At 51.3% G+C, this 12,585-nt stretch carries 14 protein-coding genes; 6 read left to right on the top strand and 8 right to left on the bottom strand.

What is annotated here, in order from left to right:
• Positions 1-19: 19 nt before the first annotated feature.
• Positions 20-1,315, top strand: coding sequence for a HEAT repeat domain-containing protein (locus R6H26_RS21115; protein ID WP_404785289.1), 1,296 nt, complete (start codon positions 20-22; stop codon positions 1,313-1,315).
• Between the two features lie 59 nt (positions 1,316-1,374).
• On the opposite strand, the gene R6H26_RS21110 is transcribed toward R6H26_RS21115, so the two are convergent.
• The 3 genes from R6H26_RS21110 to R6H26_RS21100 all read right to left on the bottom strand — a co-directional run bounded on the left by R6H26_RS21110 (position 1,375) and on the right by R6H26_RS21100 (position 4,487).
• The gene (locus R6H26_RS21110) at positions 1,375-2,676 is read right to left on the bottom strand and encodes a hypothetical protein (protein WP_404785287.1); all 1,302 of its coding nucleotides are present in this window, start codon (positions 2,674-2,676) and stop codon (positions 1,375-1,377) included.
• A 130-nt stretch (positions 2,677-2,806) separates the two neighbouring features.
• Positions 2,807-3,862, bottom strand: a complete 1,056-nt coding sequence (locus R6H26_RS21105; RefSeq protein ID WP_404785285.1) for a peptidoglycan recognition family protein — start codon at positions 3,860-3,862, stop codon at positions 2,807-2,809.
• Positions 3,863-4,040: 178 nt separating this feature from the next.
• The gene (locus tag R6H26_RS21100) at positions 4,041-4,487 is read right to left on the bottom strand and encodes a hypothetical protein (protein WP_404785284.1); all 447 of its coding nucleotides are present in this window, start codon (positions 4,485-4,487) and stop codon (positions 4,041-4,043) included.
• Positions 4,488-4,668: 181 nt separating this feature from the next.
• On the opposite strand from R6H26_RS21100, the gene R6H26_RS21095 reads away from it, so the two are divergent.
• On the top strand, positions 4,669-6,009 hold the full coding sequence (locus tag R6H26_RS21095; RefSeq protein WP_404785283.1) for a TldD/PmbA family protein: 1,341 nt from the start codon (positions 4,669-4,671) through the stop codon (positions 6,007-6,009).
• 20 nt (positions 6,010-6,029) lie between these two features.
• Here the strand turns inward: R6H26_RS21095 and R6H26_RS21090 are convergent, their stop codons facing one another.
• Positions 6,030-6,617 (bottom strand): dual specificity protein phosphatase family protein, encoded by a 588-nt coding sequence (locus R6H26_RS21090; RefSeq protein ID WP_404785281.1) that lies wholly within the window; start codon positions 6,615-6,617, stop codon positions 6,030-6,032.
• 91 nt (positions 6,618-6,708) lie between these two features.
• Here R6H26_RS21090 and R6H26_RS21085 point away from each other — a divergent pair, with 91 nt between their 5' ends.
• Positions 6,709-7,671 (top strand): hypothetical protein, encoded by a 963-nt coding sequence (locus R6H26_RS21085; RefSeq protein ID WP_404785279.1) that lies wholly within the window; start codon positions 6,709-6,711, stop codon positions 7,669-7,671.
• 55 nt (positions 7,672-7,726) lie between these two features.
• On the opposite strand, the gene R6H26_RS21080 is transcribed toward R6H26_RS21085, so the two are convergent.
• The 4 genes from R6H26_RS21080 to scpB all read right to left on the bottom strand — a co-directional run bounded on the left by R6H26_RS21080 (position 7,727) and on the right by scpB (position 10,642).
• Complete coding sequence (locus tag R6H26_RS21080; protein ID WP_404785278.1) at positions 7,727-7,948, bottom strand: glycogen debranching protein; 222 nt, start codon at positions 7,946-7,948, stop codon at positions 7,727-7,729.
• 113 nt (positions 7,949-8,061) lie between these two features.
• The gene (gene psaC / locus R6H26_RS21075) at positions 8,062-8,307 is read right to left on the bottom strand and encodes a photosystem I iron-sulfur center protein PsaC (RefSeq protein ID WP_006515950.1); all 246 of its coding nucleotides are present in this window, start codon (positions 8,305-8,307) and stop codon (positions 8,062-8,064) included.
• A 154-nt stretch (positions 8,308-8,461) separates the two neighbouring features.
• Entirely contained in the window at positions 8,462-9,967 is a 1,506-nt protein-coding gene (locus R6H26_RS21070) for a DUF697 domain-containing protein (RefSeq protein ID WP_404785275.1), read from the bottom strand.
• Between the two features lie 45 nt (positions 9,968-10,012).
• On the bottom strand, positions 10,013-10,642 hold the full coding sequence (gene scpB / locus R6H26_RS21065; protein ID WP_404785274.1) for an SMC-Scp complex subunit ScpB: 630 nt from the start codon (positions 10,640-10,642) through the stop codon (positions 10,013-10,015).
• Positions 10,643-10,801: 159 nt separating this feature from the next.
• Here scpB and R6H26_RS21060 point away from each other — a divergent pair, with 159 nt between their 5' ends.
• The 3 genes from R6H26_RS21060 (at position 10,802) to R6H26_RS21050 (ending at position 12,480) form a co-directional block, all read left to right on the top strand.
• A complete protein-coding gene (locus tag R6H26_RS21060; protein ID WP_404785272.1) occupies positions 10,802-10,987 on the top strand; it encodes a hypothetical protein in 186 nt (61 codons plus the stop codon).
• A gap of 269 nt (positions 10,988-11,256) precedes the next feature.
• Entirely contained in the window at positions 11,257-11,763 is a 507-nt protein-coding gene (locus R6H26_RS21055) for a hypothetical protein (protein ID WP_404785270.1), read from the top strand.
• A gap of 3 nt (positions 11,764-11,766) precedes the next feature.
• Positions 11,767-12,480, top strand: coding sequence for a hypothetical protein (locus tag R6H26_RS21050; RefSeq protein WP_404785269.1), 714 nt, complete (start codon positions 11,767-11,769; stop codon positions 12,478-12,480).
• Positions 12,481-12,585: the final 105 nt, after the last annotated feature.

Below are 12,585 nucleotides of genomic sequence, written 5' to 3'. Positions count from 1 at the left end.
AAAGCCCCGTACGAATGTCATGGACACACGATTTTTCAACTTTTACAACCTAACGGAAGACCAGGCGATCGCTCTCCTCAACACGCCCCAAGATCGCATTGGCGAGGAAGATTCGCGCTACATTGCCGTTTCTCATTTGGTCAACTTTCCCACGGAGCGATCCATCCAAGCCTTGATCGCAGCCGTACAGCAAACCGATCCGGCTTTAGACAACCGCATCGTGCGCCGCAAAGCCATTGAAACACTGGGGCGGCTGCGGGCAACGCAAGCGCTCCCTGCGCTCCATCGCTGCCTGCAGGACGAAGACTGCTACGCCGTCGAAAACGCAGCTTGGGCGATCGGCGAAATTGGCACTCGAGATCCCGAAATTTTAGAAACCGTCGCGCAATTGCTCGGCAAACCCGGACAAGCCTATCGAACGATCGTCCGCACCCTAGCAAACTTGGATTACCAACCCGCCCTAGCGCGCATTCGAGGGTTTGCAGACAGCGCCGATTTGCCTACAGCCAGTGCCGCAATGACAGCAGTCTGCCGCCTGACCCGAGATTACTCCTCCATCGACAAGGTCGTGGCAATGATGCAGCATCCCAACGTACTCGCACGACGACTTTCAATTCAAGACTTAATGGATGCCAAGTATTACAGTGCTATCCCCGATATTGCTCGCTGTCCCGTCTCTCTCGTCTTTCGACTGCGCGGGATTCGGGCATTGGCAGAGGCAGGCATGGCCGACGGCTCTATCGCTTTTGCTGAAGTACAGCCCTATCTGGAGCAAACGCTCCGCGACCATCCCAAAGATTTAAGCCTGGTTCACGCTTACGCGCAGCTTCCCGAGCTGCCCGCCTTAATTCGGCAGCTTTACGAAACGGATTTTGGCCGATGCTACCTCGCAACCCAAACCATTTTGGAGCGCTATGCAGAAGAAGCACCCGCTGCATTGTTTTCAACCTATGCAGAAGAAGCCCGGAGCGATTACGGCGCCCACTTTCACGTCGTGAAGTTATTTGGGTGGCTCCAACATTCTCCAGCCTATGACTTGCTGGTCGAGGTCTTGCACGACCGCCAACCGCAGTTTCAAAAATCGAGGGCAGCCGCCGCGATCGCCTTAGGCGAGCTGGGCAACCCAAACGCTATTCCCGAGTTGATTGCCTGTTTGGGGACTCAAATCTGGGATTTGAAATACGCAGCCCTACTTGCTTTAGAAAAACTAGGCCATTACAGCGCTCGCGAGCTTCTCGCCCATGACGAGGATAGCCTGCTTCAGGCAAAGGGGCGATCGCGCGCTCCCCTCAAAGATTCAGCCAATACGGCCTAAACCCCATGCAGCGGTGGAGGGTCGGTAGAGACCCACCTCAGATCGTCTTTACACCGAGTTTATGGATTCTTGCGAGCAGACTGACCCAATCGCTTTTCCCAATCGGCATCGATCTTGGCTTGATTTTCAAACTCTTGCTCCAGCAAGTCTTGTTCGGTGGTGTAGGCTAAATCGAGATCGTCCACCAAAGTCGAGCGGGCAAACTGACGGGCAAAGGCTAGCTTTTGCGTCAGGCCCTGAGAGGGTTCGTAGAGTAACTCGGCTTGGCGCGCGCGGGCTTGATTGCGGGCGGCGATGCGCTGATTTTGCGACTGAATCCAAAAATAGCGCCCCAGTGGAATGGCTAAAAAGCCAATGCCATAGGCGAGTAAAGCTCCATAAATGGCCTGAACCAAGCCTAAGAATCCGGCTGCGGGACCGATCTCGCCGAGGAGTTTGCCCAGGACGAGCGCGCCGATAAAATTAACGCTTCCCAGCCCGAGCGCTCCTAAAATTTGCCCCGAGGAAGCGCGGCTGAATTTCCAGGGGGATTCCTGGAGAAAAGGAGCCGCAGGTGCGCTGCGATCGGATTCTACGGAGGTTTGCAAGTCTGGAAAATGATAGACGATTTCACCCTCTGGGCTGACTTCAGGCTGTCCGTTAAAGCGCAGTAACACAGGCAGCATGGCATCGTCGATGGATTGTCCTGCGGCGGGCGGCTCCAGATAAGGAATGACCTGTTCTGCCGCAACCGCTCCGCCGCGCTGCCTCAAGACTTTGCCAATTTCCTGCCAGCGCCGCTCTTCTAGATTGGCGTTGGGGTTGCCATCTCCAAATAGAAACGAAAATATCGCTTCTAGAAAGTTCATCGACTCTTTCTTTGCTGTCGGTGCGAGGGTGCCTTGGGAACTGCCGTAGGGATTGGGGGTAAAAAAGTAGTACCAGTCCGTAAAGATCCAGCCGATGGGAAACCCTCCAAAGCCTCCGTCATGTCCCGAATCGCCATTTTCCGAATCTTTACTGCTCAACGCGAACGCGATCGCAACAATGGCGATCGCAATGATGCAAATGGAGACAACCAGTAGAATGCCGAAGGAAATGCGAATGAGGTAAAACAGTACCTTCCAAATTTGCTGCCACCAAGCGAGCAAACGGAGCTTCAAGAATTTAGCTTGAAGCGCAGACCGGAAATTCTCGGCAAATAGATAGGCAACCTCTCCCGTTTCCGTCACTTGGAGATGCCCGTTCGCTTCGGCAGCTAAAGTCATGAGCCCTTCCCGAGCCACCTGTAGCTCTAGCCCCGACTTAACCGCAACATCACCTACAGTTACCCGATAATTGAGCTGCTCGATAGCCGCAATAACCTTAGGGTTTAGAGACATAATTTTTTGCGAAAAGACGAACCGCTCTACTCCCCATTATAAAAGGTGCGACCAGAACGTCGTCCGTTGGCCTGGGTTGCAGGATAGATCCTTTCTTGCCCGATTCGCTAGGCCAAAGTGCGGCATCCCATTAGAACGGATTTGTGACGGATTGGGCGACAGGGCAGCCTATGTTAATCTCTTGGCTCTTCGGAAGACTGGCGAGCAGTTGGGCAAACTTTTCGGGTTCGAAACTTCTAGGGTCGCGACGGGTTCCCGATCGATCCACGGCTTTATGGGTGGTGATGCGATCGGCAGGAACGCCCGTCTTAGAAACCAACCACGCAGCCGCCCTGTACTGAGCGTCCGTATAACCGCTGTGGGTATTTCCATTATGTCGCCCGTCGGGTGGGGTTTCAAAAGAGATGTGATAGGCAAAATTATTGACCGACGAGGAGTAGAGCCGATTGGTTTTAACCGACTCTCCTGCAAAGATAGAATTCCCTGCCCCAAAAGCTCGCTTGTCGGGCGGGACCAAATAGAAAACCGTACCGTCTCGCTTGATCAGCGTATGGTAGCTCACCTGGTCTTCATCGCGGGGATGGGGAGTCTGAAAAAACCTAACGGTTTGCCAGCCCGCACTGACCGTTTCGTGGAGCACGATAATGGGACTGTTCGAGACGGGCTGACCGTTAATATCTTGAAGATATCGTTCGCCGAAGTTGGTCGGGTGAGCTAGGGCAACTTCTTCTCTCGGCTGGATCGGCATGAAGGGGCGGACGGAATCCCTTTGAGGATCGACAGGATACCGTTGCGGGCTGGAAGGGAGCGTTGTCAGGGATGCCTGAGGGGTGCTCGCGCGAAACCGATCGACAGTGAGGAACCCCGGAACAAAGGCCGTTTCGATATTGGGCTGGGGCGGATACAGCTTAGGTCTGAGCTGACATCCCACGACTGGCACGCCAGCTCGCGCGTAGGACTGCATCCTATTTCTGTTAACCATCTGCGCTAAAAGAACCCCTGGCGGACTGCTAATTGCATAGTCAGCCACAGACCGTACTGCCCAGCTTGCTTTGATGCTCCCCATCAGAAGCGCCGCAACAAGGGCAAGTGTCCCTAAGACAATCGAGATTTTGCGTTTCATGGCTTCCCTTCCGACCTGAAAAGCGATCGCCGGACATCCAGCACCCGCAATTGCGATCGTCAAAACGTCCCTAAACTGCTACTGACTCTAGCATAGGCAACCCCAAACTCAGCCTTTGCGACGGGGGAATTGTTTGCAACACCAAGACTGCTTCCCTGGAGGATTGTGGAGCAGCTCGCGAATGTTGGCTTTGACCGCGCGTGCGGTAGCCCGCATTCCCGTTGAGCCGCTGAGCAAGGGGTCAGCGAACCTTGGTACTAAATCCGCTAGCCTTAAACTGCTCGAGGGTCAAGGGCGGCGGAAGCTCCTTTGGGATTGACATCCGCATTTCAAAATCGCTGATGCCGGGAGGTACTGTCTCAATGGACCCGAGCCGCGTTCTGTTTTCCATAATGGAATTCCCGTTGGCGTCGTAAATGCGGCCAAACACGTCAGCATCCAGCAAGGCTTTGCCAGATTTATTCTCGGCCTTACCCGTAATCAAAAAGCAGTTTGCCGCTGCGGTAACGCCGCCGCTCGTTACGGCTCCCGCAGCCAGTTCCGGCGGGCAGTCTTTGTAGGACAGATCGAAGAGGCGCACGTCTACTGCTGCCAGCGCAGAGGGGCTAAACAGCCAACTGGTTAGCATCAAGCAGCACAGCGCTAAAACAACCCATCCAGTTCGCACATCAGCTGCTTTGAATTTCATAGGGCACCACGCGGGGAATGTCACCTCCGCATTTTACCGCCATCCTCACGCCCTAACCTTCCCCCTCGACCCAATCTTTGCCAACCCGCACCCGCGCTATCTCCCTCCAAAGCGTGCAGCATTCCCCGCAGAATCGGTACAGTAGAGACAGACCTACATCCAGTTTCAGGGAGTTTTACGCGTGCTGAACATCAGCGAACTGGCGGCGATCGCCCAAGACAAAGCCCAGCAACTCGGCATCCATAAATTTGACCTCTCCGGCTCCACCGTAGATGACGCTAGCGTGCAGGTGGACCAGGGCGCGCCCAAGCAGGTCAAAGCTTCCAACCGCTCTAGCGTAACCGTCCGAGTCTGGAATGAAGCGCACCAGGTGGGCATTGCCAGCACCACGGATGTAGACGCCCTAGGTTTGGAAGTGGCGCTCAAAACGGCTCAGGAAGCCAGTGCCTTTGGCATTACGGAACACGCTCCAGATTTCAGCCCCGAAGCAAAAGTAGCGCTGCCGGATAGCCCCAACGAAATCGTCCCCCAAGCGCCAATTTCCGACCTCTTAGAGCGTCTTTGCCAGGCAGAGCATAGGGTTTTAGAAGCCCATCCAGCCATCGTGGGCGTTCCCTACAACAGTCTGTCCCAGCGGGATGTGGAGCGGTTCTACGTCCACAGCGAAGGGGCCTTGCGTCACGAAGCCCAGTCCATCAGCACCATTTATCTCTATAGCAAAACCGAACAGGAGGGCAAGAAACCTCGCAGTGCGGGTGCGTTTCGGATGAGCCGCCAACTCGAGACGCTGGACGTAGAAGGGTGCCTCCAAGAAACGATCGACAAAACCATCAGCCACCTCGATTACCAAAAAATTCCTACGGGCAAATATACGGTGGTATTTTCGCCGGAGGCATTCTTGAGTTTGCTGGGCGCGTTTTCCAATCTATTCAACGCCCAAAGTATTTTAGACAAGCAGAGCCTGTCCACTCCTGACTCCCTGGGCACCCAGATTGCATCCCCCTTGCTTTCGGTGGCGGATGACATGCTGCATCCTGCCAATGTCGGCCAGTCGTTATTTGACGGAGAAGGAACCCCCACCCGTCGCGTTTCTCTCATTGAGAACGGCATTCTCAAAAATTTCCTGCACAGCGCGGGAACGGCAAAGCGGATGAACGCGCAGCCTACGGGTCACGCCAATATGGGTTCTAAGATTACGGTTGGCCCCCACTTTTACCATGTCTCTCAAGGAGAACCCGGACAGCAGTCCTACAGCCTTGCCGAGGCCGAAAATGTAGTGCTCGTCGACGATCTCCAGGCGCTCCATGCAGGCGTAAAGTCTTTGCAAGGTTCGTTTTCGCTGCCCTTCGATGGCTGGGTGGTAAACGGGGGCGATCGCATCAGCGTCGAATCCGCAACTGTTGCGGGTGATTTTCGCGAAGTGTTGAAATCCATCCTTTATGTGGAACCAGAGGTGCATCTCACCCCGTCGGGCGTATGTCCTTATATTTGGGTGGAGGGGCTTTCGGTGACGGGTGAGTGATGCTGTGGTTTGACGCGCTTTTAGATGCTCGATTGCGTTTGACAGCTTTCTCCCGCTTGACGGGCATCTTCAAGCAGCGCGTTGAATTTCGCAATACTTTTCCAAGGGTTTTGGCCTTTTAACGCAGCGGCGATCGCGGCTTCGTAGGGGTTTCTGCCAGAGCGTTTGACGGCGGCGATCGCCGTTTGGTTAGAAAATCCTCTCCCGTAAACCAACCAAGCCGTTAAGACCTGTCCTGTCCTTCCCACTCCCCCAGAGCAATGAACCACGACCTTCTCTTGAAGCCGAGCGGCACTTGTAAGAAACGGTAAGATACAATGAGTTAAGGATTCTCGTTCGACCCATTGAAAATCCTGAATTGGTGCCCAGCAAACTCGATCCGTGCCGAAACTTCGGCGATAAGCGCCCAGCAAATCCAAATAGCGATCGAGCTGAGCCGATGTCAGCAAACAGCAGACGCGCTGAATATTGTGCTGCTTCATCCGCTCGATCCACTGGCCCACCCGTTCGTCGCCGTATCCCGGTCTAGCCGCGCCAAACACGATCGATTCGCGCTCCGAAGCCGCAGCGAATTTGTCCGTGTTGCCTCGATCGAAACGTCTTAACATCTTCCGTCAGGGGAACTTTTTAGATTTTTCCCTCTTCTCCCGTCTAAAGCTATTATTGACAGAACAGACAAAGAACGGGGCTGTGCCAATCATGTCTTTACAAGAACCTTCTCCCCTAGCACAGCAGTGGGCGCGGAAATACGTCGAAAATTTATCGTCGGTCACCCATAAATCGCTTCAGTCCGCGGCGAGCAAGCGAGGGCTGAGAGCGGGCGCAGCCGATCGATTGTTAAACTTGCTCCGGCAAGTGAGCCTTCGAGCCTGGTCTCAAACCGAAGGGATGCTAGCAGATGAGTTTCATCGCCACGGAATCGACCGACGCCTCGTCAACCCTTGGGAAATCTCGCAAGATACCTTTCAGATTTATGAAAAAGCCCTAGAGTTTCACACTCAAAACTCAACCTACACCCGCCTACCCGCCCTAATTGGGCCTGACATTGCCCGCATTCGCAAAAAATATACCGCAACAGATCCACGGGTCATTGCCTTTGTCAGCCTGCAGTTTCATTACACGGGTTCTATGTTGCAGGGACATCTGTCCCCTTTAGAGAAAACCCTGCTAGAAAACTGCTTTAAGGTGATCGACGATCACCTTTACATGCCCTTGCATCGAGCCTACAGCGCGGCGGGGAAGTATAAAATGGACGACCCCCAATTGGTCACAGCGCGACAGGTCTTGGATTTCAGTACCGAAGTGTCTGAAGTTGTCGTTCAGAAAGTGATTGACTTTTACCCCGGTCACAAAACCTATTCTGGCTTGCTCGGCGATCCCATTGTCAGAAATTCCAGCCAGCGGGACGTGGCAATGTTTCAGATATATCTCATCGTTTGTCTGTTGGAAAGAAATCCTTCCATCATTCAAGATGAGTTATTTCCGCTGTGTATCATGCTGTATCCCAAATTAAACGTTCATTGGGAGCTGGTTCGACAAATGCTGCTGTATATCGGGCAGGAAGTTCAAACTCGATTGGGTAAGGAGCAGTTAGACCTCTTTTCTCCCTACCTGTACATGCTTCGGGACATGTTTTCTCCCGAAGTTTTTCACGATGGCTGACTTCCCAGATCCTAGGCGCATTCCAAGTCGCACTCGGCGGTCCTTCCAGCGCGAGCTAGTAGCTCAGCTTCAGCGCGCTTGCAGGCACGTCATCCCAGGACTCGACCGTACGCAGGCGCGCAACCCATCCATCTTGCCTTTGGGTCGCGGTTAAATTGCTCTCAAACGAGTCGTGACAGGCGATCGCGTGTTGCTCGCTTTTACAGGCAATACAGGCGTAGAGCAAACCAGACGGATCGATCTGCTCGTTCACCCAAATCTTGCTCATTCCATTCATCGTAACCTCCCTAAAATTAACGGACGATACAACGTAAAAAGAGGAAGCTTGCGCTTCCTCTGAGGATCCCAACACATAGGATTAATCGGTGCCAAAATGCGTCGAAGTCGTTTCTAGTAAGCTAGACCCATGCTTCGCGTCGTTTCAGCGCCCAGATAAACTCGAATGCTGAGGAAGTCGGTCGGGCAAGCCGTTTCGCAACGTTTGCATCCAACGCAATCTTCCGTTCGGGGAGAGGAAGCAATTTGACCTGCCTTGCAGCCATCCCAAGGGACCATTTCAAGAACGTCCGTCGGGCAGGCTCGCACGCACTGCGTGCAACCAATGCAGGTGTCATAGATTTTGACAGAGTGTGACATCGAATAAAAGCTCCAGTTATATAATCTAACGGCTCACCGTTGGATGCTTTTCAAAGGTGACCCCAGTGGTCAAGAATGCTATAACGAGTTTTAGTTTACAGCAGCGGTTTTACCGCTTTGACAAAATTGCGATGAAACTTCAAACAACGTAACTTTATAGGGCTGTGGGTCCCAATTTTGCACTTAACTCTGTTTTAATCCGATTCAAAATGTAGGTCCGATCCATCGAAGCTAAGATCTCTTGCACGATGGTTTTGGGGCTATTGGGTCCCCAGGACGCGCCATGGGCGACGTAATGTTTGGCAATCTGGCCGATCGCGTAGGAAGAAATCCCCGCGACTGCCGCTTGCGACGCGGCGACGGACAGGTAAGGCAACAGGGTGGCTCCACCGGTGAGGGGAGCCGCGAAGCCCATGATGCTTTTGAGGGAGCCCAGCCCTAGATTGGTCAAGAGTTCCGTGATGCTGACACCGCCCATGGCGATCGCGATGTTTCGCAGCAGCCCGAAGGCGTCCCGTCGATTCATGGGGATGCCGTACAGTTTGGAGAGGGAAAGAATCATGGCAATATCGATGGCAGCGCTGCCGATCGCATCTAGAACGGCGATGGGATTGAGGGCGATTGCGAGGGATTTCGCCGTCACGCTCTGCCAAATGATGCGGTTGGCTTGGCGATCGCGGATTTCGAGCTTGCGGGCGAGGAGCTGTTCGTTGATGTCACCGGCGTAGAGCATCGTATTGAGGGCTACCAGCGCTTTGCCTTCGCGGTCTAGGATTTCTAGAATTTTGAGTTTCAGGTCATCAATTTGCGGCGGGCCTGTTACCAATTCAGCTCCCCAAGTCCCATCTTGGCGCTGGACGGGCTGAGCTACCAGCGGTGCGGCGGCAGCCATCACAATTTCGTCAGGTGAAAGCAGTTCCCGCACCCGCTCGTCTCGAATTTTTTGATAGATCTCTAGCCGATCTGCTTCGGGATACTGGTCGATTTTGTTGAACACCAGCAGCATCGGCTTGCTGGCTTGACGCAGCTCGGTCAGCGCATCGTACTCGACGCGGGTGATGTCGCCTGCCACGACAAACAAAATCAGGTCGGCCTGCTTCGCCACTTCGCGGGCGATCGCCTCCCGCGCCTGCCCTTCCACTTCGTCAATGCCGGGGGTGTCGATGAGTTCGATTCGCGACTGGCCCGCTCCGGCTAAGGAAATTCGCACGACGTCGGTCAGATCGGCAGAGGTGGGTTCGATCCTCCAACTTGCCTGCTGTTTGCTGCGCGTGACGCCGTGGACGGGTCCGGTTTCAAAGGCGGATTGACCCAAGAGGGCGTTCAGTAACGACGACTTGCCGCGACTGACCATCCCGAACACTGCAATATGCACGACCTGATGCTCTAGCTTTTCCAGCATCCCCTGGAGCTGATGGATTTCGCTTTCTAAGCCCGATCGCTCTCGTTCGGTGAGGTCGATTTGCCGAACCAATCGATCTAGGGCAGCTTGGGCGTTTCGATAGCTTAACTCCGACTGAATGCTGTCAAACCCTTGAATGGTTTGGTCTAGTTCGGTTTCGAATGCATCCGGATCGGCGACGGGCGAGATGCCTTCAACCCAGTTATCCCATTCTTCCCACTCGTCGATGTCTCGTGCTTGGCGTCCATCAGCCGTCATGGGCAGCGGATCCTCGTGCTTGGCTTACTGACTAGCGTAGCGGTTCTATTCGAGTTCTGGCACGCCAAGTTCTGGTGCATCGAGTTCTGGCGCATCGAGTTCTGGTTCGTCGAGTTCTGGGACATCGAGTTCTGGCTCGCCAAGCTCTGGCGCATCGAGTTCTGGCTCGCGTTTTATAACCTGAGGAAGCCGATCGACCTCAAAGTATTGATAAAACTGTTCGGTGACTTGGAGGGTATAGGTGCGCCCATTGGAGGACCGTCGCTTTTGAATGAAGCCGCGCTCGACGAGTTCCGGGACGTGCTGGTAAACGCCGGAACCCCGCAGCTCGATCAAATCCGGCTGGGCAATGGGACCTTTCAGGGCGATCGCAGCTAATGTCCTCAGGATCCCGACGCCGAGGTCGGTCGGAATCAGAGCGGCCACTAATGGCTGAAAGGATTCCTTGAGCTGGAGGCTATAGCCCGCATCGGTTTCGGCAATTTCTAGGGCGCTGTCGCGTTGGACGTAGTCTTGCATCAGCTCGATGAGGGCTTCTTCGGCATCCTCGCGATCGCACCCTGCCGCTTCCGCCAGCACATTCAGCGATAGCGGCTGCGCTTTAACGTACAAAATGGCCTCTAGCTTGGCCGCTAGTCGAGGGGTAAGAGCATCCATTTCTAAAGCAGAACTCATGGCAATGGGCACCGCAATAATTTTACCGGAACAGGATGCTAGCCATGTTACTATGTTTCTTTGGGCCTGTAGATCTAGCTCTATCAGGTTCGGGTCACTTTGAAAAAAAATTCGATACTGCCCTGGGCAGTATGAGCTGTAGTAAACGTTGAGGTCAACATGGCGAAGCGCCGCAACCTGAAGAAAGAAAAAGCACTCCGAAATCAAGCCTATGCCCGGAAGTTCCGCAAGCGTTCGACGGGCGGACGCTATGGTCGTCGGTTCTATAATAATGACAACCGCGCTGAAGGCGGTGATGACCAAGATCAAGAGAAGCAGGATATTGGGACTGGCGCAGCAGAGTAGCAGTCTCATTATCTGAAATCATAAAGGAGCGTCAAATACATTGACGCTCCTTTGTTTTTGGTTTTATACATAAAAGTCGGTGAGTGCAATCCCGTCCGCAAGAACAAAGCCTGCCTTGTATAAATCAAAAAAATCAGCTTGCAGCCTGATCTATAACTTGAAATATTTGGGAATACTATGTAATAGGGGAAGTCTATAATCTTTTATGGATAGTTAAAAACATTTTGATTTTAAGATCCCTAGTTAAATTTAATTTTTTATTGTAATTCTTGACCCACAAAGATCCTAAGCCAAAAAGAGCACATCAAATGAACGAAAAAAAATATAATATTGACGAAATCAAATCTAAATATAAAACCTTAAAAATAGCAAAAGAAGATCTAAAAATAAAGGCAAATAGCTGGAAGACTCTAATTGAAAAGCTTAATTTGCCTACCTACGAACAAATAAAAGATCAATTAACGGAAATAAAAAAAGAAAATGAAATTCTCCGCAGAGAGAATGATTCCCTAAAAAAATCTGTATCTAAAAATACAGAATTTGATGAAGTTGGATTCTGGCTAATTGATGGAAATTTTGAACGTTCAAAATTCACAGATTTTAATGTCCCAGAGCAGGCAACTAGAATTGAGTCTTTTGCTAAGTCGTTTTATAAATCACTAGCCCAAAAATATCATCCTGACCAAGGTGGTACAGATATGCAAATGTCTAACCTGAAGCATCTTTACGATCAAATGATGACACTTGTTGAAATGAATGATGGACTAGGAAAATAAAGAATGAAAGGAATTGAAATCCTTGGTGATGGAAAATTTTTACTAGAAACTTCTCTCACTCCGGGACAAGTTTCTAAGTTTAATGGCTTGGTAGACAATCTAATTATTGAAAAGGGGACTGCTTACGTCCCGATTGATCAGCTTCATGGCGTGTTACTTACAAGTAGCAAGGCAAAAGCCCAAACAATCGTTAATAATCATGCAGACGTAGTAAAAGCATATTTAGTTAGAGAACCAATTTTATTTGCGAAACATAAAGTTTCTTCTGCAATAAATCCTGTAGGTTTATATAATTTGCTTGAAGAGCTTGCGAAAGAAAATCCTGCGAGAGCTACTGAGTACAGAGCGAGCCTTGCACTATTATCAACTATAATTGCAAATCACCCTCAACTAGCACTTTCTGCACAGAAAGAAGGAAAGAGTCAAAAAATAAAAAATGATTCAATCTTTTCCAGACTCAAAAAAAAGCATGCGATTTGTCAGTTGTCTCAAAAAGATTTTACTAATGATGAAAAACATGTTCATCATATTGAAGGGAAATCTGAAGATCCGTCTCTTGTAAATGATGAAAAAAACTTAATTGTAATTAAAGGAACAATACATAATGATTATCATGGATGGTTGTCTAAAAAAGGATATCCTATTAACAAGGGAAGTTTAAAACTTTATGCGAAAGAGAAAAATTATTCTATATCTGCAATTGATGATTGTGCATAAAAATTTCAAAATCATGTTTTTGGATGAGCCTCTTCATTAAGTCTTTGGATTGTTCGATATAGCGGTCATCAATCAAGTGCGGTACAATGTCATGTCTCAAATCTT

Origin of the sequence: Altericista sp. CCNU0014 (assembly GCF_044923475.1) — a bacterium.
Classification (GTDB): Bacteria; Cyanobacteriota; Cyanobacteriia; order Thermosynechococcales; family Thermosynechococcaceae; genus JAAURS01.
Note: the sequence above shows the minus strand (reverse complement) of the source record. Positions and strands in the feature narration are given on the sequence as shown.

Excerpts from the sequence above, each read along its gene's own strand:
- R6H26_RS21115 (WP_404785289.1), top strand. The coding sequence starts at position 20 with ATGGACACACGATTTTTCAACTTTTACAACCTAACGGAAGACCAGGCG.
- R6H26_RS21110 (WP_404785287.1), bottom strand. The coding sequence starts at position 2,676 with ATGTCTCTAAACCCTAAGGTTATTGCGGCTATCGAGCAGCTCAATTAT.
- R6H26_RS21100 (WP_404785284.1), bottom strand. The coding sequence starts at position 4,487 with ATGAAATTCAAAGCAGCTGATGTGCGAACTGGATGGGTTGTTTTAGCG.
- R6H26_RS21090 (WP_404785281.1), bottom strand. The coding sequence starts at position 6,617 with ATGTTAAGACGTTTCGATCGAGGCAACACGGACAAATTCGCTGCGGCT.
- R6H26_RS21085 (WP_404785279.1), top strand. The coding sequence starts at position 6,709 with ATGTCTTTACAAGAACCTTCTCCCCTAGCACAGCAGTGGGCGCGGAAA.
- R6H26_RS21080 (WP_404785278.1), bottom strand. The coding sequence starts at position 7,948 with ATGAATGGAATGAGCAAGATTTGGGTGAACGAGCAGATCGATCCGTCT.
- psaC (WP_006515950.1), bottom strand. The coding sequence starts at position 8,307 with ATGTCACACTCTGTCAAAATCTATGACACCTGCATTGGTTGCACGCAG.
- R6H26_RS21070 (WP_404785275.1), bottom strand. The coding sequence starts at position 9,967 with ATGACGGCTGATGGACGCCAAGCACGAGACATCGACGAGTGGGAAGAA.
- scpB (WP_404785274.1), bottom strand. The coding sequence starts at position 10,642 with ATGAGTTCTGCTTTAGAAATGGATGCTCTTACCCCTCGACTAGCGGCC.
- R6H26_RS21060 (WP_404785272.1), top strand. The coding sequence starts at position 10,802 with ATGGCGAAGCGCCGCAACCTGAAGAAAGAAAAAGCACTCCGAAATCAA.
- R6H26_RS21050 (WP_404785269.1), top strand. The coding sequence starts at position 11,767 with ATGAAAGGAATTGAAATCCTTGGTGATGGAAAATTTTTACTAGAAACT.